We start from the raw sequence: 22,903 nt of genomic DNA, 5'->3' as shown, positions 1-22,903 counted from the left end.
ATGGCAATCTCCGAGATCATTCAAACAGACAACGAACCGCTGATTGATGTGCAGAATCTGTCGGTGACCTTTGGCGGACAGCGTGCGCTCAACGATATCTCCCTGCGGCTGATGCCGGGCGAAGTTCACTGCCTGGCGGGTACCAACGGCTGCGGAAAAAGTACGTTGATCAAAGTGATCTCGGGGGTTTATCAGCCGGACAACGGTTGCCAAATCACACTGTGTTCACAACAACAGGGCGTGCAAAGCTTCAGCAAGCTGAACCCGGATCAGGCGCGGCAGTTTGGCATTCAGGTCATTTATCAGGATCTGTCGTTATTCCCTAACCTCAGCGTCGCTGAAAACATCGCGTTCGACCACAACCTGCACGGGCTGATGGGCTGGTATCGCCCGTCACGCTTGCGTGAGACTGCTCAGCGCATTCTCACCGAACTTAATTACAGCTTAAATCTCGACAGTAAAGTCTCGACGCTGCCGATTGCCCAGCGTCAGCAGGTGGCGATTTGCCGCGCGCTGGTGGCCGATGCGCGGCTGGTTATCATGGATGAGCCGACCGCCTCGCTCACCCGTACCGAAGTCAACCAGCTGCTGCGCACCGTGCATTATCTGAAAAACAAAGGGATCAGCGTGGTTTTCGTCAGCCATCGTCTTGATGAAGTACTGGAAATATCCGACAGCGTGACGGTTATCCGCGACGGCAAAAAAGTCGGTACTTTCCCGGCTTCAGAGGTGAGCAGCGAACGTCTGACCGAGCTGATGACCGGCCTTAAACTCGATTACCGCCTGAAAGCCGCCAACATGAATGACGAACGCATCATGCTGGAAGCCGACAAACTCACCCGTGAAGGCCAGTACCACGATGTCAGTTTCAAACTGCACGCCGGTGAAGTGCTCGGCCTGTGCGGCCTGCTCGGGTCGGGGCGCACCGAACTGGCGCTCAGCCTGTTTGGAATGACCAAACCGGACAGCGGCAAAATTTATCTCGACAGCAAACCGGTACGTTTTCGCAGCCATGAAGACGCCATTAAATCCGGTATCGGCTATGTCTCGGAAGACCGGCTGACGCTCGGCTTGATCCAGCAGCAGTCGGTCGGCGACAACACGGTGCTGGCAATCATGGATCAGCTGCGCAGCCGTTTTCATCTGATCGATGAATACCGCAAAAACAAGATCATCCAGCAGTGGATCGAAAAACTCGGCGTCAAAGTCGCCAATCCGGATCAGGCGATCTCGACGCTTTCCGGCGGCAATCAGCAAAAAATCGTACTGGCGAAATGGGTACTGACCCAGCCGAAAATCCTGATCCTCGATTCACCGACGGTCGGCGTAGACGTCGGCGCCAAAGCCAGCATCTATCAGCTGATCCACCAACTGGCGGAAGAGGGAATTTCAATCCTGCTGATTTCGGACGAAGTCCCGGAAGTTTATTTCAACTGTGACCGCGTGCTGCATTTCAGCGAAGGGACGGTAGTGGGCGAATACCTGCCGCGCGGTATCACCCAGCAACAGCTTGCGGAGGCCGTCAATGCTTAAGCTCAGCCGGTTACGCCCGTCCAGCAACGAAGGCTATTTAGCCTGGGTGTTGCTGGTGGTTATCGTCACCTTTTCCCTGCTCACTGACCAGTTTCTGACCTTACAGAACCTGCTGGATCTCACCGAAAGCTACGCCGTCAGCGGCATTTTTGCGCTCGGCCTGTTTGTGGTGCTGGTCACCGGTGGCATCGACATTTCCTTTGCGGCGGTGGCATCGGTGGTGCAGTACATCATCGCCACGCTGGCGATCCACTATGGCCTCAGCAGCCCGGCGGGCAGCATTTTACTGGCTGTCGCGATCGGCACCGTGCTCGGCATGATCAACGCGATTCTGATCTACTGCCTGCGCATTGTGTCGATCATCGTGACCATCAGTATGCAGTCGCTGCTGTTCGGGATGCTGATGTGGCTGACCAACGGCACCAGCCTGTATGACCTGCCGGACTGGCTGACCACGCCCGTGCGCGTCCTGCCGTTCAGCGTTGGCGAGCACCATTATCAGATTGGCCTGCCGGTGGTGGTGATGCTGGGCGTCGCCGGGCTGAGCTGGATCCTGCTCAATAAAACGCACCTCGGGCGGCAGCTGTTTGCGGTCGGTGGCGATCAGGAATCGGCACGCCGCATCGGGATCCGCGTCGGTCTGCTGCATCTTTTCGCCTACGGCTATCTCGGAGCAATGGCGGCCATCGGCGGGCTGGTGCAGGTATATCGCGTCGGGGAAGTCGTGCCGAATGCGCTGGTCGGCGGCGAGCTGGACGTCCTCGCTGCGGCGGTGCTCGGCGGGGCCAGCCTCAATGGCGGCAAAGGCAGCGTGGTCGGCACACTGATGGGCGTGTTCCTGATTGGTGTGCTGAAAAACGGCCTTAACCTGATCGGCGTGTCCAGCTACTTCATGAATATCGTTATCGGCGTGGTGATTGTCGCGGCCATCACTGTTACCCATTACAAGAAACGCAAAGAAACCGAAGTCGGCTTCGCGTAAGGAACCCGCTATGTTCGCGAAAAGCAGAAATTTGAACCTGAAAACTAAGCCTGACACCCGGCCACGGCTGAGGATCGCCAGCCTGAAAATCGACAACACGACGCTCGGATTATCACTGTTACTGCTGGTGGTCATCATCGGATTCAGTCTGGCCATGCCGGGGCGATTCTTCAGTGACGCCACCTTTATGAGCGTCGCCTTCCAGCTGCCGGAGCTGGGTTTGCTGACGCTGGCGATGTTTATCCCCATTCTCAGCGGCGGCCTGAATCTGTGCATTATTGCCACCGCGAATCTGACCAGCTTACTGATGGCGTGGGTATTTCTGACCTGGCTGCCGCCGGACGCCAGCATGGCGATGCAGGCGGTATGGCTGACGCTGGCGTTGGTCGGCGCAATGATTCTGGCGCTGGTGATTGGCATGCTGACCGGCGCGCTGGTGGCCTACGTGGGTGCGCATCCGATTCTGGTGACGTTGGCGACCATGACAATGGTAAACGGCGTCGGTATCTATCTTTCACGCGGCGCGGCAATCAGCGGCATGCCGGACATCGTGCGCTTCATCGGCGCAGAGACGCTGCTCGGCATACCGGTGCCACTGATTGTTTTCCTGCTGACGGCGGGGCTGGTAGCGGTGTTTCTGGAGCGCACACGCCTTGGCAAATACATCTACATGAGCGGCAGCAACATCAACGCCACCCATTTCAGCGGCGTGAACACCCACCGCGTGCTGATCGCCATCTACGTCATCTCCAGCATGTTATGCGTCATTGCGGGGCTGATCATGATGGCGCGCTTCAACTCGGCGCGCATGGGCTACGGCGATTCATACCTGCTGCTGACCGTGCTGGCGATCATTCTCGGCGGCACCGACCCCAATGGCGGATTCGGCAAAGTGGCAGGCGTGGTGCTCTCGCTGATTGTCTTACAAGTGATTTCCACCGGCCTGAATCTCATGAACGTCAGCCCGCATTTCAGCCTGGCAATGTGGGGAGCGGTACTGATTGTGGTACTGGCGCTGAAATTCTTCCGTGCACGCTTTCTTCAGAAACGGGCGGGGCGCATGAGCGCCGCCAAAGCGCGCGCTGCACAACCTTAACGCTTTCATTTATCTGATTACTTTAGCCTCTGACCCAAGGACAACATCATGGAATACAAAATTTCTCCGTCGCTGATGTGCATGAGCCTGATTGACATCAAACAGCAACTGGAGGTTCTGAACCGCCGCGCCGATATGCTGCACATTGACATCATGGACGGTCATTACGTCAAAAATATCACCTTGTCACCGTTCTTTATCGAGCAGATCCGCCCGCACACCCCACTGATCCTTGACGTGCATATGATGGTGGAAAATCCGTCGGACTTTATCGAGCCGATTGCCCTTGCCGGTGCCGATTTCATCTGCCCGCACGCCGAAACCATCAACCGCGACGCGTTCCGCATCATCAACCAGATCCGCTCACTGGGGAAAAAAGTTGGCGTGGTGCTCAATCCTGCAACGCCGGTGGAGTACATCCAGCACTACATCCATCTGGTGGATAAAGTCACCGTGATGACCGTCGATCCGGGCTATGCCGGGCAGCCGTTCATCCCGGAGATGCTGGGGAAAATCGCCCAGCTGCGCGATCTCAAACAGCAAAAAGGCTATCGCTATCTGATCGAGATCGACGGTTCCTGCAACCTGCGCACCTATCAGGATCTGCTGTCGGCGGGCGCGGAAGTGCTGATCGTCGGCAGCTCCGGCCTGTTCACGCTGGACGACGATCTGGATATCGCCTGGGACAAAATGCTCGATCAGATGCGTCAGGCGCGTCACGCAGCCTGAGGGCAGGAGAGCCGTATGCCGCATTTTCTCGGAGTGGATGTCGGGGGTACCAATACCCGTTTAATGCTGATGGACAGCCAGCAACAGTTTCGTGGCTACCAAAAAACGCCGACCCAAAGCTGGGCGGGACAGAGCAGCCCGTTACAGGGTCTGGAAGCGCTGATCGCTGAGTTTCTGCACACGCAGGATTCGCACTGTCAGGTGGCGCAGGTGATGCTCGGCCTGCCGGGCGTTCTCTCGCGTGACCGCAATACCGTGCTGTCGCTGCCGTTCATTTCCGCGCTGGATAACCAGCCGGTGGCGGCGCTGCTGTCGGAGCGTCTGCATCTGCCGGTGACGATGGATAAAGACGTTAACCATCTGATGTGGTGGGATTTACAGCAGCACGGCGCGCTGCCGGACGTAGCGGTCGGGATGTATCTCGGCACCGGCCTGGGTAACAGTTTGTGGATCAACGGTGATTTTTATCACGGCGCGCATGGCGGTGCCGGTGAGCTGGGTCATATCCCACTGCCAGGCAATCTGTTGCTCTGTCCGTGCGGTAAAACCGGCTGTGTCGAGACGCTGACTTCCGGCAACTGGCTGACCGGCTGGGCGCGGCAACATGTGCCTCAAACGCCTTTCGCCGAGCTGTTTACGCGGCACGCCGGGCATGACGATTTAATCGAATTTGTAGCCCGTCTGGCACGTACCGTCGCCAGCGAAATGAACATTCTGGATCCGGAGTTTCTGGTGCTGGGCGGCGGTGTGCTGGCGATGGCGAACTTCCCGCTTGCGCAGCTGGAGCAGCAACTGCGGAGTCATCTGCGCAGCCCGTATCCGGCGAACGGACTGAGTATTCACTTTAGCGCCATTACCGACGAGACCGGCTGCCGGGGTGCGTGTTTAGCCGCACAGCGCATTTTTCAGTCGCAGCCTGCTGTTGCAGCGCGACCGTTTTCCTTGAGGAGAGAGGCATGAACAAAGGCAAGGTATGCGTATTCGGTTCTTTCAACCTCGACATCGTCGCAGGCATGGCGCGCTTTCCGCAGCCGGGGGAATCCCTGATTGCCCGCAACAGCATGATGGGCGCGGGCGGTAAAGGCGCCAATCAGGCCGTCGCCGCTCTGCGCGCCGGAGCGCGGGTGCATTACATCGGCAAGGTCGGGCGCGATGACTTCGGTATGTTCGCCCGTCGCCATCTCGACAGCGCCGGTTTCGATGCCGTCACGCTGTTTTCCACCGGCGAATGCCCGACCGGCAACGCGCTGATTTACGTCGCCGGTGCCGACGCGGAAAATATGATCGCAGTCGATCCGGGTGCAAATCTGACGGTCACCGACGAAGAGGTCGAACAGTGTCGTCCTGCCGTCGCGGCGGCGGATATCCTGCTGACGCAGCTGGAAAATAACTTACCGGCGATCGAAAAGCTGATAGGCATTGCCAGGGAAAACGACACTTACATTATCCTCAATCCTGCGCCGTTCCAGCCGGTCTCCGACCACCTGCTGGCGCAGGTAGATCTGCTCACGCCGAACGCCACAGAATGCACGCTGCTGACCGGTATCGAGGTGCGCGATATTCCGTCGGCACAACGCGCCGCCCTCGCGCTGCACGCCAAAGGTATACAGGCGTTGATCATCACGCTCGGTACGCAGGGCGCACTGCTGTCGGTCAATGGTGAAACCCAGCTCATCGCCGCCTGCCCGGCAACGCCGGTCGATACCACCGGCGCGGGTGACGCCTTTAACGGCGCGCTGGCTTCACAGCTCGCCGCAGGTTCGACGCTGCAAGATGCCGCTTTGTTTGCTTCCGCCTACGCCTCAGTTTGTGTGGAAAGGGCAGGTGCGGCGGCGTCAATGCCGACGTATAAGGAAGCGCGGGAACGGCAAAACAGCGTGATAAATGTTGAGTAGATTAAAATTAAAAAAGTCCTGAAAAGAAATTCAGGACTTTTTCAACGTACTCCGGGCAGTCAGTCATTGACTAATAACAGACAGTGTTGTTACTGCTGATTGTCCGTTAATGGTATAAATATTATTTAAATAAGACGAAAGGACTGGCAGAGTAAATGAACACTTTGTTCCTTCTGTTGGATTGTTTTTCACTCCGGTATATTGACCAGCACATAGCCCAGGAATATCGCTGTTAATTTGTTTTGCTAAGGCACTTGCCCATCGATAGGTTGGCATCCAATAATCACTCGGCGGAGTATAAATTGATTCATATTTTGTGCCATCCTCAAAGATCACCGAGAACTTAACGGATTGCCCAGTATGTAAATCAGAAGCAGATATATATCCTACCTGAAGGTACTTATCAAGAATACGTGTTGTATAATTCGCATTTTGACCTGTAGTCGTATAAATCTTGTTTAAATAGGATGAGCCTATCGGTGTCATGAACTTACAAGCATTATTTGCAGTGACCTGCTGTGTTAAAACGCCTGCGCATGCATCAGCTATTTTTTCATTGAAAATTTTTGTTAAACCCGGTGTCCAGCGGTAAACCGGATAATAATAATCACTATCCGGAGAGTAAACAGCGAACTGAGGAGTTTTTTCGCCAATAGTGATATCTATCCTTGCAAGCTGATTCTCTTTGAGGTCCGACCCCGTAATTTCCCCAACGTATTTCCATAATGGTATCGGTTCTACAGATAAAAGAGGTATTTTGGCCGGTGGAATTCGTCCTTTTGCAGTTTCTACGTCAATATTTTTAAAATCGCTTGTGTTTACTTGAGTTTGGTCGTGAAAAGTATTATTTGCCTCTAGAAACTCACCTGTAGGATTTCTCCATGTACCAAAAATGCCCAAGATAGTCTGGTCTTTTGCCTGGAACTTGTTATCAAAAACAACAAAATTACTAACTGAGATACTCTCCGTATCTGAATTTACAATATCCTGATAATAATTTACTGTACCTTCTTTTATGAAGTTATTAAATACAAATGTATCATTCATAAAAGTTGTTGCTGATGACTTATAAGCTCTTGCATCAAAGTCCACACTATCAAGATAATTTCCAACAAAGTAAACTCCTGTTGCATTACGGAATTTAGCCCCTCCTGAATCATCTGCTGGCCAACCTGAAAATAAGTTGTTTTTCAATGTGACATTGCTGTATTGCTTTATATACATAACATGATCGCGAGATATGTTACAGTTACCCGTTGTTGGATCACTTTTTAAACATGTCTTTTTATTGCCTGCTACAATATTGTAATTGAATTCAGAGTCAGTCAATCCATCAGTAGCGTACCATCCTGACTGGAAGTACCCTTGATCTTCTTTCACTATTAGCCTTCCATTTTTCGCTGCCAATTTTAGCTTGTTAACAAGTTCAAAGGTTCCAGTGTCATAATAGTTAAGGCGTGGGATTAAATTTGAATCTGAAATGTCGCCTATTATATTATGCTCAACGACAGTGTTTTTATTTCTGTAGGTACTTAAACCAATGCCAGGATGATCTTCATCACGTAACAGTATATTTCCTTGAATAATGAAAGGATTGTGGGATATGGCAAGTTGTACGTCAGTGTAGAGTGTGTTAATTAATGCGTTATTTATTATGCTAATATTACTTTTGTTTCCATAAAAATATATACGAACATTGTTGAAAACAATACCTTTTATTGTCAGGTTTTTTACTATCGAGCTATAGTTAGCATCCCCTACAAATGCAGTGTTATCACCTCTGTTGTCATGAAAAATAGTCGTACCAGTTTCCGAGCCCACTAAACTATTAGCAGTTTTTAAGACAATGTTCTGATTGATAATGTAATCACCCGCTGGGAAGAAAATCCCGCCATTTACTGGCATTGCCGAGCTAATTAGTCCTGAAACATCTGTCCCTGTATTAGGTAATATGCCCAGATCTTTGGCGCAGGTTAATGTGACATCTTTTATTTCCGGGATTTTTTCACCGGCACATAGCGTATCTGCTGCATAAACCTGGAGAGTAAGTAAATGCAGAACTGTGCAGAGTGATAGGCTGAGTATATTAGGATATATTCTCATGATAGTATTTCCTTAAGATATTATTTAATCTTTTTTTGGATGGTTTTTACTGATTTTCATAGCTATCTTGAAGGCTTGCGTAATTAAATGCACATCATTTTTTATGTAAAGGAGATAACACAACAAAGACTGACTTACTCGCGGATATATAAAATCATCATCAATAATTATTTATATTTTCATCACATCATTTATATTCCCGATGTGGAATTTTGATTACTCTCTGGGGAAAGGTTCACCTGCCACGATTGTGCCGAAACAGTTTGTTAAGCCTCCTCCCAAGAGTAGGGGAGGAGCTAAAATCAGAAATTAAAATTACTTCAGCCAGCCCTGCTGATGGGCGTTATCGAGATGGTTGCGCAGGTGTTGCCACAGTTCCGGGTGGATATCCGCGATGAAAGCATTGCGTGCCAGAACCTGTTCCAGACGGATATTGTTTTCCACCCAGCTCTGCCCCTGATTGTTCAGGTTCATGATCATCGGCATGATGCGGTCGATCACCAGTGCGAATTTCGCTTCCTGCGTTTCACCTGCTTCGTATTCATTCCATAAGTCGAGGAACTGGCCACCGAGCGGCGCGGGCAAAAGGCCGAACAGGCGTTTTGCTGCAATGATTTCCTGATCGTGAACCGCCGCGCGGGCAGCCAGATCGTAAACCAGCACATCGCCGGCATCGATTTCGACGATATCGTGAATCAACGCCATACGGATAACTTTATTGATATCAACACCCTCTGGCGCGAAAGGGGCCAGCGACATCGCCGCCACGGCGAAATGCCAGCTATGTTCTGCCGAATTCTCCCGACGATCGGTGCCTAACACTTTGGTGCGGCGTTGCACGCTTTTCAGTTTGTCGATTTCCATCAGGAATTGAAAAACTTCGGTCATGGCACCGAAATTCAGCGGGGGAGTTGCTACTGACATAATCAAACCTTAGTCAAATTGACGACATGATGAACAGCGTTATCAGAGATTTCAGCTATACGATAATCGCTTGGTGACAAAAAATCATGTTTTTGGGTGCGGAAACTCCCCGCGTTATAAAAATGTAATATAGGTAAATTATAAACAAAGTGAATGAATTGAAGGGCTTTGCAATCTGATGCGAAGAAAATGATGATCCGGCTAAGAGACTGTTACAGGACGAAATACTCAATTTAAGCGTACAGGTGTACACTGGAATCGTTCTCAGCTACTCTGCTGGTCTGGGTAATTTATAACCTGTCATTTTATTGTTCTGAGGATCCTCATCGTATGGGTAAGTCGTCTCCATCACCACAGGGATATCCGTGGGCTGAAGAAATTGCCAACAGTCTGAGTCACGGCGTTGGTTTGGTATTTGGGATTGTCGGGCTGGTGTTATTACTGGTTCAGGCGTTGGGCGATAACGCCAGCGCGATGGCAATTACCAGTTATAGCATTTACGGCGGCAGTATGATTTTGCTGTTTCTGGCCTCGACGCTTTATCACGCCATTCCGCATGAAAAAGCGAAATACTGGCTGAAGAAACTCGATCACTGCGCCATTTACATACTGATTGCGGGCACTTACACGCCGTTCCTGCTGGTCGGGCTGAATTCCCCGCTGGCAAAAGGCCTGATGGCGGTTATCTGGGGACTGGCGCTGTTCGGCGTGATTTTTAAACTGGCGTTTGCGCACCGTTTTGAAGTGCTTTCGCTCATCACTTATCTGACGATGGGCTGGCTGTCGCTGGTGGTGATTTATCAGCTGGCGATGAAACTGCTGCCCGGCGGCGTATGGCTGCTGGCGATCGGCGGCGTGGTGTACACGCTCGGGGTCATATTTTACGCCTCGAAGCGTTTTCGCTTCGGTCATGCCATCTGGCACGGATTCGTGCTTGGCGGCAGCGCCTGTCACTTTCTGGCGATCTATTTCTACGTCTAGCCTTGCTTGTGTGATGCAAAAGCGGAGCCCGTGCTCCGCTTTTTTATGCCTGTTATTCCCCCGCCCACCACTGGACCAGAGAGGGTACCGGGCTTAGATCGTAATGCGATTCTCCCAGCAGATGATTGAGGATTTTTGCGGAGCGCCACGCCGTCAGGGTCAGTTGCCCTTCGGCGCTGCCGTGGCTGTGGATCCCGGCGTTCACCGCATAAATCCGGTTCTTATCCGGGCCATCCCAACGCAGATTGAAATTCGGCTGCAACGGTAAATGCTGCTCGCGGTCATAAGGGATCCGCTCAAGCATTGGCGCGAGATACTCCGGCAGGCCGGGGCGATAGCCGGTCGCCAGAATCACGATATCCGCGCTGAAATGTTCTTCGCAGTTTTCCAGCCCGTGTTTGGCCTGCAAGCTGAAATCTCCGGCGGCATTGCGTGCGATATGATCGAGTGCGCGGTGTGGTAATAAACGCACGTTGCGTGGCTGATGCAACACGTCGAAACGGTGATAAAGCTGCTTATAGATATCTTCCAGTGTGTGATAACTGATGCCGTCCGACGGTAATTTTTGCGTGGCAATCTCGCGCTCACGCACGTCTTCCGGCAGGGTGTAGAAGTAATTCACGTATTCCGGCGTGAAGTATTCGTTGGTGAAAATTGACTCGTCCAGCGGCTGGAAGTTCGGTCGTCGTGAGAGCCAGCTCAGTTCAGCGAATTCTCCCCAGTGGCCGCTCAGCGCATTGAGAATAATGTCGGCGCCGCTCTGGCCGCCGCCGACCACGGCAACGCGTTTGCCGGTGAAATCCGGCTCGCGCAGTTCAATTTCGGCGGCATGAAAACAGTTTTCCCCCAGCGCTGCCCTTGCCGGTTTCGGTATCCACGGCGCGTGGCCGGTGCCGAGACAGATATTGCGGGCGCGGTGCTCCCCTTTTTTGCTCTGCACCACGAATTCCTGACGCTTATCGTCGAAATCAATACTCTCCACCGGCGCGGAAAAATGCAGATCCGGGATGCGGTCGCAGGCCCAGCGCAGATAATCGGAGAATTCATCACGGCTGATGATCAACTGTTCGGTGGCCAGAAAGCGATAAATTTTCTTCTGTTCGACCAGATAGTTGATAAAGGAGAATTCGCTGCGTGGCGCGACGGTCGTCACCAGATCCTGCAGGACATAGGTCTGCATGGTGGCGGTCGGCAATAACATGCCGGGGTGCCAGCTGAATTCCGGGTTTGCATCGAAGAAGGCGGCGTCGAGTTTCCCCGTATCCTTTGCCATCGCGGCCAGGCTTAAGTTGAAGGGGCCTATGCCAATACCTATCAAATCCTTCGCGGGCATCTTTCTGTTCCTTGTGTTTTCATTGAAATGATATGGAAAGTGCCTTAAGCATAGGTCAGCCATTGGCGACTGACATTTTTCTCGATAACTTATCGAATTATTCTTAAACTCAGTGACTTCACCCTTTCTTTCTCCCTGATTAAAAAGGATTTGCTATGACCCGCCTGCGTCGTTTCAAACAAGTTGATGTGTTTACCGCTGTGCCACTGAAAGGCAATGCGCTGGCCGTGATCCTTGATGCCGAAGGGCTGACGGATGATGAAATGTACGCCATGGCGCGCTGGACCAATCTGGCGGAAACGGCATTTGTACTCAAACCGGCGTCGCCGGAGGCCGATTACCGCGTGCGTATTTTCACCACCGATAAAGAGTTGCCTTTTGCCGGGCATCCGACGCTGGGTACGGCGTACGCGCTGTTAGAAAGCGGGCTGACGCCAAAAAATCCGGGGTATCTGATTCAGGAATGCGGCGTCGGGCTGGTTCAGGTGAACCAGCTGGCCGAAGGCGGGCAGGCGTTTTCCGCGCCTCCTGCGGTGCTGAAACCACTGGCGGCTGAGTATAACGATTTGCTGGCCAGCGCGTTGCGCGGCGGGAAAATACAAGCCAACGTCACGCCAGTTCAGGCCGACATGGGCATTATCTGGCTGGTGGTGCGGATGGAGAGCGCGCAGGACTGCCTGAATATAAAAGCCGACGCGGCAGCCATCAGCCAGTTGCAAACGCAGCTCGGCATCAACGGCGTGGCAGTCTATGGTCTGCATGATGACAATGGCCCGGCGAATTACGAAGTGCGGGCGCTGATCGATGAAGACGGTGTGCTGAAAGAGGATCCGGTCACCGGCAGCGCCAACGCCTGTCTGGCGCGGGTGCTGAAAGAAGCCGGTTTCCCGGACGGCAATAATACTGACCAAAAATACCTTGTGCGTCAGGGCACGAAGCTCCAGCGTGATGGCCGCGTCACCGTCACCTTCATTGACGGCGAACCCTGGATCGGTGGCGATTCCTGTACGCTGATCGACGGCACGTTAGATCTGTAAACTCAGCGGTTAGCGGATGCCAGCTCCTGTTGCGCCGTCTGCAACAGATGGATAAATGCCTGCATATGGGGGATGGCGTTCAGTTTATGGCGATGCAGCAGCCAGGTGCGGTTCTTCACCGTTGACCCATCTACGGTGACGGGCCGCCGGTAAAAATGCGCGGGCAACGGTAAATAGGTCGCGACAATCGCATATCCCAGCCCGTGTTCCACCATCGCCATGCAGACTTCCAGCTTGTCGACTTCCATGGTCACGTTGGGCGCGTGCGAGAAATTAGCATTCCACCAGCGCTCAATCAGCTGCGTAACGTGCGCACCGTGATGAATGCGGATCTGCGGCATATGCGGCAGCAGCGCGAAATCGAAATCCTGACTGTTCACCAGCACATAATCGTCTTCTTCGATCAGATGCTTGCTCTCCTTCCAGTTAAAATCGTCCTTCACCAGTGCCATATCAATTTCGCCGCGCAGTAGCTTTTGAATGATGTCCTCACTGAAGCCGCTCATCAGGTTCACGCGAATGCCCGGATGCGTCTGGCGAAACTGGCTCAGCAACGGCGGTAGCCTGTACGCCGCGAAGTTGCTGGAAACCCCGAGCGAAATCTCACCCTGCTGCGCCTGATCCAGACTGTGCAGATTGAGTTTCAGCTGCTGTAAATCATTGAGCACGCTCACCGCATGCTGTGCCAGATAATCGCCCTGCGCGCTGAACACCAGTCCCTTTTGCCCCTCTTCAAACAGGCGGATTGCCAGCTTGCGTTCGATTTGCCGTAAGCGATAACTGAGCGCGGGCTGCGAGGTATAAAGCTGCTCCGCCGCGCGGGTAATATTTTTATGCTGATAAACAGCGCGCAAGATCAGCCAGTCTTTCTCGTTCATTTTGTACCCGATGCAGGCCACGAAAAGTGATCACCATAAAATAATTTTTTCGTAAAAAGAGCAACGGATAAAAAGGCTGAATTTGACCGAAACTCTCAAAAGCCCTATTTCTGGTGGTACAGAGACGAATTAACGTGATGCCAGATTTTCATATCAGAAAAGAATTTTTGGTTTTGCACCACCGCAGGGAATAAAAATGTCTGGTTGCACCACACAAGAACAGAAAGTGCAGATCATCGCCGCCGTCGATTCACTTGCCGCAGAAGCCAGTACGCTGGCGCTTAATCTCCACGCCAATCCCGAACTGAGTTTTGAAGAAATTGAATCCGCCGCGGCGTTAATCGCGCCGCTGCGAGCCGCCGGTTTTGAGATTGAAGAACAACTGGCCGGGCTGCCCACGGCGTTTCGCGCCACCTTTGACAGCGGGAAGCCGGGGCCGGTTGTTGCGCTGCTGGCAGAATATGATGCGCTGAGGGATCTCGGCCACGCTTGTGGCCATAACCTGATCGGCACGGCCTCCGTCACCGCTGCGCTGGCGCTGAAACAGGTATCGCACCTGCTGAAAGGCCGGCTGGAAGTCATCGGCACACCGGCGGAAGAAGAAGGCGGCGGGAAAATTATCCTCAGCGAAAAAGGTATTTTTGACCAGGTTGATGCGGTGATGATGTTCCATCCCCGCGATAAAACCATGGTGGTGCGCGGCGGTCTGGCGTGCGTTGACGCGGTCTTCAAATTCTATGGCAAAGCCGCCCACGCCGCGTCTGCTCCGCAAAACGGTATCAGCGCGCTCGACGCGGTGATCCACACCTTCAACGGCATCAATGCACTGCGCCAGCTGTTCACCGACGACGTACGCGTTCACGGCATCATTACCGACGGCGGCAGCGCCACCAATATCGTTCCTGCCTTCGGTGAGGCGAAATTCCTGATGCGCGCCAACACGGTCGTTGGTTTGTCGGGGGTGAAGCAAAAAGTGTTTGATGCTGCACGCGGCGCGGCGCTGATGACCGGGGCGCGGCTGGAAATTGAAGAAGGGCTGACCTACGCCGAGCGCAATAACAACCTGACGCTGGCGCAATACTTCCAACAGAATCTGGAGGCGCTGGGCGTGGAGGTGGTTCCGCCACCGTTAAGCGGCGGTATCGGCTCTTCGGATATCGGCAATGTCAGCCAGATAACGGCGGCGATCCATCCCTATATCCGTATCGGCGATGTGCTGCCGCATACGCCGGAATTTGCGGCTGCCGCGGGTTCCGCCCCCGGTTTGGAAGGCATGTTGCAGGGCGCAAAAGCGCTGGCGATGACAGCGCTGGATTTGTATCAGGACGAAACCAAACTTCACGCGGTACGGGAAGAATTTTTAAGCTGGCAGTCAAAACAATCACTTCGGGGATGAGAATAATGTTGAAGAAAACGATGTTCCATAAGTACGTGGCGGCTGGCATTTTGACGTTGTCATTGGGCAGCTCAATGGCGCACGCCGGGGGCGAAACTCTGCGCGTGGGCGCTGACTTAGCGTTCCCGCCGTTCCAGTTCCGTGACGCCAGCGGTGCACCGACCGGGTTTGAGATCGACATTACCAACGCCATCTGCAAAGAGATGAAGGTGACTTGTGAATTTGTGGTCAGCAGTTTTGATGCCGAAATCCCTTCGCTGCTGGCTAAAAAAGTTGATTTTATTTCACCCCAGGGGCCGACGGAAAAACGCCGTAAGGTGATCGACTTCAGCGATTTTGTCTTCCATATCCCGACAAAGCTGGTGGTGCAAAAAGGCAGCCCGCTGCTGCCAACGCCGGAATCTTTGCAGGGCAAACACATCGCGGTGCAGCAGGGTTCTATTCAGGAAACGTACGCCAATGCTTACTGGCAGCCAAAGGGCGTGGACGTAGTGGCCTATGCCGATCAGGATACTATTTATCAGGACCTGATCGCCGGACGCCTTGATGGCGCACTCAGCCCGGCGGTGGCGGTGACCTTTGGTTTCCTTAATAAACCGGAAGGTAAAGACTTCACCCTGACCGGCCCGGAAGTGCGCGACGATAAACTGTTCAGCATCGGTTCATCATTTGGCCTGCGAAAGGGCGACGACAAAATGAAAAAATTGCTCAACGACGGACTGGCGAAAATCAAAGCTGACGGCACCTGGGAGCAGATCAAAATCAAATATTTTGGTCCGCTGGATATCTCGGTAAAAGGTGCCGTTTCTGCGCCTCAATAAGCCCGACGCGTTGCCGCTATTTGTCGCTCATCACCAGCAAATAGCGGCAAGGGTGTTCGCCGGGATTGCTGAACGTAATCGGCAGATCGACGCCAAACGTCAGCGCATCTCCGGCGGATAACGCATAATTCTGTGCGCCGTAATCTATATTCAGTGAGCCCTCCACCATCCATAAACGCTGCCGGTAAGCCTGATGGCTCCAGCCCGGATAGCTGACGCGGGTGCCAGCGGGCAGGGTGATTTCCACCAGTTCCGGGGCGCCGTGTTCTTCATGCGCCGTCACCTGTCGACGTAAATAGCCGATATCCGGATCCTGCCAGACTTCCTGCTGCGCGAGCGGCCGTAACGGCGCAGACTGGGCATTATCCTCCGCAAGCAATTGCGCGAGCGATACGCCCAGACTGGCCGCCAGGCGTCCCAACAGGCTGGCGCTCGGACTGCTGTCTTGTCGCTCGATTTTCGAAATCATGGCTTTACTGACGTCAGAACGGCTGGCGAGCTGCTCAAGGCTCAGGCCCTGCGCTTTGCGTAATGACTGCAACCGGGTGGCGATCAACTGGTCGATTGACATAGGGAAAGTTCCGTTGTTTACTTTTGTGGAATTAATTCTACTATAGTGGAATTTAACGCATAACGAAAGCCACTGGAAACGACTTATGAAACTGATTGCCTGCACTGAGCGCCAGCATGCTGTCGCGATTCTGGATATTTTTAACGACGCGATCCTGACATCCACCGCGTTGTATGATTATAAACCGCGCCACATCGACAGTATGACCCCATGGTTTGCCTCTAAACTGACCAATAACTTCCCGGTGATCGGGCTGGAAGATGAACAGGGCGTACTGCTCGGATTCGCCAGCTACGGCACCTTCCGTGCATGGCCTGCGTATAAATACTCCGTCGAGCATTCGATTTATATTCATAAAGACCATCGCGGAAAAGGGTTGGGAAAAGTGCTTCTCATGGCATTGATTGACGCCGCCCGTGAGCGGGATGTCCATACGCTGATTGGCGCCATTGATGCCACTAACGGCGGCAGCATTGCTCTGCATGAGAAAAACGGCTTCAGCCATACCGGCACAATCAGGCAGGCCGCGTTTAAATTTGACCGCTGGCTGGATTTGGCCTTTTATCAGTTGATTCTGGCTACGCCATCTAAGCCGATGGGTGGCTGAGAAGGGGGGACCGAATGAGAAAGCAAGAGCCGGAGGGCGCGCCGAAGGCCAGCAGCTTAAGCTGAGATTCAATCAGTCGGGAAACGTGAGGCGCACTATGTCAGGCAAATCGAAAACTCTCTATCAGGCAACCATGAACATACATAAAACAGCGCAGGATCCGCGCTGGCTGGCGGTCATTAACTGCGACGGCAGTGCTGACGGTGAATTTGTGTACGCGGTAAAAACGACCGGTATTTACTGCGCGCCTTCCTGTCCGTCGCGTCAGCCGAACCCGGAAAATGTTATGTTTTTCGACAATGCCGAAGCGGCCGAGCAGGCCGGTTTCCGGCCCTGCAAGCGTTGCCGTCAGGGGGTGATTTCACTGGCACAATTTCATGCACAGCGGGTGGAAAAAGCCTGCCGGTTGCTGGAAGAGTCTGCTGAAGTAGTGACGCTCAATCAGCTGGCGGAAGCAGTTGGCATCAGCGCCTATCATTTTCATCGCCTGTTCAAAGCGCAAACCGGGGTCACGCCAAAAGATTATCAGCAGGCGCAACGCGCCCGACGGGTTCGCGAAAAACTGGCAGACAGCGTTACCGTGACCGAAGCGATCCACGCCGCTGGTTATCCTTCCGATGGCCGTTTTTACGAAACTTCAGGTGCGACGTTGGGTATGACGCCGCAGGGTTTTCGCTCCGGCGGGCGCGATGTGCGTGTCTGGTTTGCGATCGCCGACTCTGCGCTGGGCGCAATTTTAGTTGCTGAAAGTCAGCGGGGAATTTGCGCGATATTACTCGGTGATGATCCGCAGGCGCTGATCATCGAGTTGCAAAATAGCTTCCCGCAGGCGGAGTTGCTCGGGGGCGATCCGGACTTTGAACAGCGTATTGCGTCGATTGTCGGCTTTGTCGAAGCGCCGCATATTGGCCTCGACTTACCCCTGGATATTCGCGGTACGGCTTTCCAGCAGCGTGTCTGGCAGGCACTGCGCGCCATTCCCGCGGGCACTACCGCCAGTTATGCGGAAATCGCCCGTCAAATCGGCTTACCGAAATCGGTTCGCGCGGTGGCCGGAGCCTGCGCCGCAAATGTGCTGGCGGTCGCGATCCCTTGTCATCGCGTAGTTAAAACCGACGGTAATATTTCCGGCTATCGCTGGGGCGTTGAGCGCAAACGCAGTTTGCTGGCGCGTGAAGAAAAAAACTGACTATACTGGCCCGACTGCGTTTTTTTCGATAATTATCAACATTGAATGAGGGATCCTGTGCCTGAATTATCACTGCGTTTTGCTAAGCCTGCGGATATTGATGTACTGGCTGCCTTACACGTCGCTATCTGGCGCGATACCTATCGCGATCTTGCGCCCGCAGAGGCTTTTTCTGCGCTGGACGTTCCGCGCCGGAAACTCTTCTGGCAGGAAAAATTTGAAAATCCGGCCGCCGGACAGTGCATTTTACTGGCCGAGGTTGACGGACAACTGGCGGGTTTCACTCTGGCATCGTCTTCATCAAATCCGGAATTTGGGGAAATGGCTGAAATCAAATTCCTGTACGTGTCTGGCGATTTTAAACGTCAGGGGATCGGTAAGCGGTTAATCAACGAAGCTTCACGACATCTTGCTGAGGCGGGTTATCGTAGTGCCGGGCTGGGCGTGGTGGAAGGCAACGAACCGGCTGTCCGTTTTTATCGCGCGCTGGGTGGTAAGGAAGCCGGACGTTATACCGATGCCGGGCCGTTATGGCGTTCTCGCAATATTATTTATGCCTGGCCAGACATTACGCTGCTGACCGCAATGTCATAGCGTTGCACTTTTTACGGTTCCCGCGCCAATAAATTGCGGGAACTGTTCATCTTTTCCCTTCGTTTTCAGCTCTTTCTCAGATCTTCCAGCCGTTGTTTCTGTTGACCTTCAGCCGTGAAATTCTCCGGACTTAACCATCGATCGAAGGTGCTTTTTGATGCTGGCCATTCGTGATCGAGCAATGAGAACCAGAGCGTATCGCGATTACGCCCTTTATTTACAATAGCCTGGCGGAAAGTCCCTTCGTACTGAAAACCAAAACGCTCAGCCGCCAGTTTTGACGGTTCGTTCAGGCTGTGGCATTTCCATTCGCAGCGGCGATATTTCAGGGTATCGAACAGATAGCGTTGCAGCAGGTAAATGGCTTCAGTGCCAAAGCGGGTGCGCTTCATCAGCGGCGACCAGTTCACCCAGCCAATTTCCGCAACGCCGTTGACGGCATCGATGCGCATCAGAGAGACGCTACCCACCGCGCGCTGAGTCGCCAAATCCACCACGGCGAAAAACACCGGGTCTTCACTTTTTTCCTGCAGACTGATAAATGCATCGCACTCTGCCTGCGTTGCAGGACGATCAACTGAGAGATACGTCCAGTCACGATTGTCATCAATACTGTGCCAGGCGTTGAATAAATCCTGACTGTGACGCTCGCGACTTAGTGGCTCGAGACGGCACCAGATACCGTCCAGTTGAACGTGCGTCGGGCGTTCGCGCGGTTGCCAGTCGGGCAGGGCATCACCGACGGGTTGACCAAAGTGGTTAAGGGTTGTCATAGCAGTTTCCATTCACTGTCGAAGAGCATCCATAAAATCAGAACAGATGGATGGCTGCAACCGGACCGGCCATAAAAACCAGTTAAGCGGGGATAATCCCCGCCTGGTTTCAGTGATATTCAGCAATGAATAAAATGGTTACAACCGCCCGGCGCTGCCACAAATCCTGATCTTCTCCTCGACGACCTTTTGCATGGCGATTTTGCCTGGCACGACGTATTTTCGCGGATCGTTCGCTTCAGGATGCTCGGAGAAATACTGCTTTATACCCTCAGCAAATGCGATCTTCAGTTCTGTAGCAACGTTAACTTTGCAAATTCCCAGTTCGATCGCCTGATGAATCATCTTCTCCGGGATCCCTGATGCACCATGCAGCACCAGTGGGATATCGACCAGTTGCCGGATCTGCCCCAGTCGGGTGAAATCCAGTTTAGGTTCGCCCTGATACAAGCCATGAGCGGAACCGATCGCCACGGCCAGTGAGTCGATGTTGGTGGCATCGACGAAATGTCTCGCCACGACCGGATCGGTAAAGAAGCTGTCGCCTTCGTCCACCACCAGGTCATCCTCCTGCCCGCCAAGACGACCGAGTTCAGCTTCAACGCTGGCATCGAATGCGTGGCACAAACGTACGGCTTGCCTGACTTTTTCGATATTTTTTGGCAGGGGAAAATGTGAGGCGTCGATCATTACTGATCGAATACCCGCGCGAACTTTTGTTTCGATATCACTTTGTTCTTCATGATGATCCAGATGCAGCGACAGCGGAAGGCGATATTTCCGCGCCGCTTCCTGACAAATTGAAATCAGGTAATCCGTTCCCGCATAGCTGAATGTGCCCGGTGTACCCGCCAGAATCACTGGCGAACTCATGGCTGCTGCAGTTTCGGCAACGACCTGAACGGTTTCCAGATTGTGGATGTTAAAGGCCGGTACGGCATATCCTTCGCGCTGCGCCGCCAACAGCATTTCCCTGTTTGAAATCAGATACATTGTTTCATCTCCCTGTCATATCCAGCAAAATTTTGCCGGTCATCGGCTTGCCCGCCAGCGAAATCACATCTGTGACGAACTCCTCCGGCGTGCTGAGGCTTGCAATAAGCGGCTCCAGGTTCATCTTATTTTCGGCAAATAACTGCGTCGCCTGCTGCCACTCGCTGCCCGGCCACGGCGCAGAGTAATTCATCCAGCTGCCCAGTATCGTCAGTTCTTTGCGTAAAATATGGCTGAAGGTGACAACGTTTAGCGTCAGATCTTTGTGTAAGGTGCCCACCAGCGCGACCTGCGCTTTCGGACCTGCGATATCCAGAGCCAGTGCCACGGTTTGCGGCGTACCCGCAGTTTCCAGGATTAACTGATTAAAGCGGCGTTCATGAGAATGCTGACGGATTTCTTCCTCACTCATGATTGCACTGTCGCAGGCATGGGTGGCACCGGTACTTAACGCCAGATCCAGTCGCCGGGGATTGATATCAATCGCGGTGACGGATTTTGCACCCAATGCGGCAGCGGCCTGAATGATGAGCTGGCCGATAGTGCCTGCGCCAATCACGACCACTTCTTTGCCCTCGCATCCACCCGCCAGTTTCAAGGCATGTAAGCCGACGGTTATGGGTTCAAAAAATGCGCCCTGCATCAGCGAAGTGCCTTTCGGCAGCCTGAACAGGTTTTTACATGAAACCACGACAAATTCGGCGTGCCCGCCATCGCGGCGGGATCCAATAAACTGATAGTGCTTACACTGTGAGTACGCTGCTTTGCAGCACTCCTCGCATTGAAAACAAGGCAATAACGGTACGCAAACCACGGCATCACCTTCCTGTAAATCACCGCACTCTGTGCCGGTGCTGACCACGTGGCCGCTGAATTCGTGGCCGAGTGTTATCGGATAAAAATGCGCACCGTTGGAAAAAATGCGGGGAATATCAGAGCCGCACAGGCCGGAATAGGCAACACGCACCAGCACGTCATCGGGAGCATTAAGTTCAGGCATCGGGCTCTCTTCAACGCTCATCTTCCCGCCCGTATGTACAACGACAGATTTCATAGTCAGTTTCCTTTTAGCGGGGGATTCCCCCCGCCGGAACGAAGTTTTAAGCGTTGGCCAGTTCAGCGGCCAGCTTTTCGGTTTTGATGAAATTGCAGGCGCGACGCCATGTGAGGAAGACACCGATGGCGTAAATCACGCCAATGATGCTCAACCCCGCGATGTTTTTAAGCGTACAGAGTTGAATCAGCAGATACGTGATCGGTGAGCCGCCCTGATCCATTGAGGCAACCCGGCCACCCGCGCTTAAGGCACCGGCATTTGCTGCCAGCTGGGTGTGCAAATCAATGGTCTGCGTGGCAATCCACAGGGTGATACTCATGATGATGCATCCGGAGATTAACGTGCGGAACAGGTTGCCCTGATGCACGGCGACCGCGATGGCGACAAAGAAGCCGATGGTAGCGAGGTCGCCGAACGGCAAGACCTGATTTCCCGGAACCAGTACCGCTATCAGAATCGTCAGCGGAATAAAGATCAGGCTGGCAGAGACAACGGCGGTATGGCCGAGCAACAGCGCCGGATCCAGGCCAATCAGGAATTCCTGCCCTCCGAAGCGGGCCTGAAGACGGCTACGGGCATGGCGTGCAATGGGCGTTAATCCATCCATAATCGGTTTGATCACCCGCGGCATCAGCAGCATAACCGCAGCGGTTTTGACCGCCAGTTGCAATACGCCTTTGATGTCATAACCCGCGAGGTAGCCGATGATAAGCCCCATCACAAAACCGACGGTGACAGGTTCACCAAACGGGCCGAAACGTTTTTGTACGTCATCTGCGCTGAAGTGAATTTTGTTCAGGCCGGGGATTTTTTCAATAATGGTATCGACCAGTACGGCAATAGGCCCGAGGTAAGCTGATGAACCGTGAGGAATAGCGATACCTTCGAGATTGAAGAAATTCCGCGTGTCTCTGGCAAACCAGTCACCCAGTTTGTAGATAAACGCCGCATGCGCCACCACCCCCATGATTCCGAGCCAGTAGGAGCCTGTCGCGAGATGCAACATGGCGCCGGTAAAGGTCATGTGCCAAATGTTCCAGATATCCACGTTGACGACGCGCGTCATGCGTGTCAGCAACATGAGGATATTCACACCGATCGCAATAGGAATGGCGACCAGAGCAATTTGTGATGCCCAGGTCATCGGCGATGAACCCGGCCAGCCGATATCGACAACCTGCAGATTGATTTCAAAATGCTCAGCCATCGCTTTTGCGGCAGGTCCGATGGAATCCAGCATCAGGCCAATGACCAGTCCGATACCTACAAAACCAATCCCTATATGAATCGCAGATTTAAAAGAATCACCCAGCTTCATCCCTAATATCAGGGAGAAAATGATGATCACTCCGGGCAGCATGACTGTTGGCCCGAGATCGAGGATGTAGCGCATAATTTCGGTAAACATGGC

General features: G+C 53.3%; 22 protein-coding genes. 13 read left to right on the top strand and 9 right to left on the bottom strand.

Going from position 1 to position 22,903, the window contains the following annotated elements:
- From I2123_RS19345 to rbsK, 6 genes are read left to right on the top strand one after another with little or no spacing between them, the layout of a single operon-like run.
- Nucleotides 1-1,533: a sugar ABC transporter ATP-binding protein gene (locus tag I2123_RS19345; protein ID WP_213051291.1), complete on the top strand. Its 1,533-nt coding sequence runs from the start codon at nucleotides 1-3 to the stop codon at nucleotides 1,531-1,533.
- On the top strand, nucleotides 1,526-2,515 hold the full coding sequence (locus I2123_RS19340) for an ABC transporter permease (RefSeq protein WP_112164202.1): 990 nt from the start codon (nucleotides 1,526-1,528) through the stop codon (nucleotides 2,513-2,515). Before I2123_RS19345 ends, I2123_RS19340 begins: the two co-directional genes overlap by 8 nt.
- Before the next feature lie 10 nt (nucleotides 2,516-2,525).
- Nucleotides 2,526-3,611, top strand: a complete 1,086-nt coding sequence (locus I2123_RS19335; protein ID WP_213051290.1) for an ABC transporter permease — start codon at nucleotides 2,526-2,528, stop codon at nucleotides 3,609-3,611.
- Between the two features lie 48 nt (nucleotides 3,612-3,659).
- Nucleotides 3,660-4,340, top strand: coding sequence for a D-allulose 6-phosphate 3-epimerase (gene alsE / locus I2123_RS19330; RefSeq protein ID WP_112164204.1), 681 nt, complete (start codon nucleotides 3,660-3,662; stop codon nucleotides 4,338-4,340).
- A 15-nt stretch (nucleotides 4,341-4,355) separates the two neighbouring features.
- Entirely contained in the window at nucleotides 4,356-5,300 is a 945-nt protein-coding gene (gene alsK / locus I2123_RS19325; protein ID WP_213051289.1) for an allose kinase, read from the top strand.
- A complete protein-coding gene (gene rbsK / locus I2123_RS19320; RefSeq protein ID WP_213051288.1) occupies nucleotides 5,297-6,235 on the top strand; it encodes a ribokinase in 939 nt (312 codons plus the stop codon). Before alsK ends, rbsK begins: the two co-directional genes overlap by 4 nt.
- 63 nt (nucleotides 6,236-6,298) lie before the next feature.
- Here rbsK and I2123_RS19315 read toward each other — a convergent pair whose 3' ends face one another.
- Nucleotides 6,299-8,338 (bottom strand): hypothetical protein, encoded by a 2,040-nt coding sequence (locus tag I2123_RS19315; RefSeq protein WP_112164207.1) that lies wholly within the window; start codon nucleotides 8,336-8,338, stop codon nucleotides 6,299-6,301.
- Between the two features lie 315 nt (nucleotides 8,339-8,653).
- On the bottom strand, nucleotides 8,654-9,262 hold the full coding sequence (locus I2123_RS19310) for an HD domain-containing protein (protein WP_213051287.1): 609 nt from the start codon (nucleotides 9,260-9,262) through the stop codon (nucleotides 8,654-8,656).
- A 330-nt stretch (nucleotides 9,263-9,592) separates the two neighbouring features.
- Here I2123_RS19310 and trhA point away from each other — a divergent pair, with 330 nt between their 5' ends.
- Complete coding sequence (gene trhA, locus I2123_RS19305; protein ID WP_112164209.1) at nucleotides 9,593-10,243, top strand: PAQR family membrane homeostasis protein TrhA; 651 nt, start codon at nucleotides 9,593-9,595, stop codon at nucleotides 10,241-10,243.
- Between the two features lie 52 nt (nucleotides 10,244-10,295).
- On the opposite strand, the gene I2123_RS19300 is transcribed toward trhA, so the two are convergent.
- Nucleotides 10,296-11,576 carry a lysine N(6)-hydroxylase/L-ornithine N(5)-oxygenase family protein gene (locus tag I2123_RS19300; RefSeq protein WP_213051286.1) on the bottom strand — a complete coding sequence of 427 codons (1,281 nt, stop codon included), beginning with the start codon at nucleotides 11,574-11,576 and terminating at the stop codon, nucleotides 10,296-10,298.
- Nucleotides 11,577-11,731: 155 nt separating this feature from the next.
- Between I2123_RS19300 and I2123_RS19295 the strand changes: the two genes are divergently transcribed.
- Complete coding sequence (locus I2123_RS19295; protein WP_112164211.1) at nucleotides 11,732-12,613, top strand: PhzF family phenazine biosynthesis protein; 882 nt, start codon at nucleotides 11,732-11,734, stop codon at nucleotides 12,611-12,613.
- Nucleotides 12,614-12,615: 2 nt separating this feature from the next.
- On the opposite strand, the gene I2123_RS19290 is transcribed toward I2123_RS19295, so the two are convergent.
- A complete protein-coding gene (locus tag I2123_RS19290; RefSeq protein ID WP_213051285.1) occupies nucleotides 12,616-13,491 on the bottom strand; it encodes a LysR family transcriptional regulator in 876 nt (291 codons plus the stop codon).
- Between the two features lie 196 nt (nucleotides 13,492-13,687).
- Between I2123_RS19290 and I2123_RS19285 the strand changes: the two genes are divergently transcribed.
- Nucleotides 13,688-14,887, top strand: a complete 1,200-nt coding sequence (locus I2123_RS19285) for a M20 family metallopeptidase (RefSeq protein ID WP_213051284.1) — start codon at nucleotides 13,688-13,690, stop codon at nucleotides 14,885-14,887.
- A 20-nt stretch (nucleotides 14,888-14,907) separates the two neighbouring features.
- Nucleotides 14,908-15,708: a transporter substrate-binding domain-containing protein gene (locus tag I2123_RS19280; protein ID WP_420834354.1), complete on the top strand. Its 801-nt coding sequence runs from the start codon at nucleotides 14,908-14,910 to the stop codon at nucleotides 15,706-15,708.
- 16 nt (nucleotides 15,709-15,724) lie between these two features.
- Here I2123_RS19280 and I2123_RS19275 read toward each other — a convergent pair whose 3' ends face one another.
- Nucleotides 15,725-16,279, bottom strand: a complete 555-nt coding sequence (locus I2123_RS19275) for a helix-turn-helix domain-containing protein (RefSeq protein ID WP_213051282.1) — start codon at nucleotides 16,277-16,279, stop codon at nucleotides 15,725-15,727.
- An 85-nt stretch (nucleotides 16,280-16,364) separates the two neighbouring features.
- On the opposite strand from I2123_RS19275, the gene I2123_RS19270 reads away from it, so the two are divergent.
- The 3 genes from I2123_RS19270 to I2123_RS19260 all read left to right on the top strand — a co-directional run bounded on the left by I2123_RS19270 (nucleotide 16,365) and on the right by I2123_RS19260 (nucleotide 18,669).
- The gene (locus tag I2123_RS19270; protein WP_213051281.1) at nucleotides 16,365-16,886 is read left to right on the top strand and encodes a GNAT family N-acetyltransferase; all 522 of its coding nucleotides are present in this window, start codon (nucleotides 16,365-16,367) and stop codon (nucleotides 16,884-16,886) included.
- Between the two features lie 97 nt (nucleotides 16,887-16,983).
- Nucleotides 16,984-18,075: a bifunctional DNA-binding transcriptional regulator/O6-methylguanine-DNA methyltransferase Ada gene (ada, locus tag I2123_RS19265; RefSeq protein ID WP_112164217.1), complete on the top strand. Its 1,092-nt coding sequence runs from the start codon at nucleotides 16,984-16,986 to the stop codon at nucleotides 18,073-18,075.
- 57 nt (nucleotides 18,076-18,132) lie between these two features.
- On the top strand, nucleotides 18,133-18,669 hold the full coding sequence (locus I2123_RS19260) for a GNAT family N-acetyltransferase (protein WP_213051280.1): 537 nt from the start codon (nucleotides 18,133-18,135) through the stop codon (nucleotides 18,667-18,669).
- Nucleotides 18,670-18,734: 65 nt separating this feature from the next.
- On the opposite strand, the gene I2123_RS19255 is transcribed toward I2123_RS19260, so the two are convergent.
- The 4 genes from I2123_RS19255 to I2123_RS19240 form a co-directional block, all read right to left on the bottom strand.
- Nucleotides 18,735-19,442 (bottom strand): GNAT family N-acetyltransferase, encoded by a 708-nt coding sequence (locus I2123_RS19255; RefSeq protein ID WP_213051279.1) that lies wholly within the window; start codon nucleotides 19,440-19,442, stop codon nucleotides 18,735-18,737.
- 138 nt (nucleotides 19,443-19,580) lie between these two features.
- Nucleotides 19,581-20,435 (bottom strand): tagatose bisphosphate family class II aldolase, encoded by an 855-nt coding sequence (locus I2123_RS19250; protein WP_213051278.1) that lies wholly within the window; start codon nucleotides 20,433-20,435, stop codon nucleotides 19,581-19,583.
- A 4-nt stretch (nucleotides 20,436-20,439) separates the two neighbouring features.
- The gene (gatD, locus tag I2123_RS19245) at nucleotides 20,440-21,489 is read right to left on the bottom strand and encodes a galactitol-1-phosphate 5-dehydrogenase (RefSeq protein ID WP_112164221.1); all 1,050 of its coding nucleotides are present in this window, start codon (nucleotides 21,487-21,489) and stop codon (nucleotides 20,440-20,442) included.
- Nucleotides 21,490-21,535: 46 nt separating this feature from the next.
- Complete coding sequence (locus tag I2123_RS19240) at nucleotides 21,536-22,900, bottom strand: galactitol-specific PTS transporter subunit IIC (RefSeq protein ID WP_213051277.1); 1,365 nt, start codon at nucleotides 22,898-22,900, stop codon at nucleotides 21,536-21,538.
- Nucleotides 22,901-22,903 lie beyond the last annotated feature (3 nt).

It is taken from the genome of Rahnella inusitata (genome assembly GCF_018288855.1).
Taxonomy (GTDB): Bacteria; Pseudomonadota; Gammaproteobacteria; order Enterobacterales; family Enterobacteriaceae; genus Rahnella; species Rahnella inusitata.
This window is presented reverse-complemented; position numbering and strand designations above follow the sequence as displayed.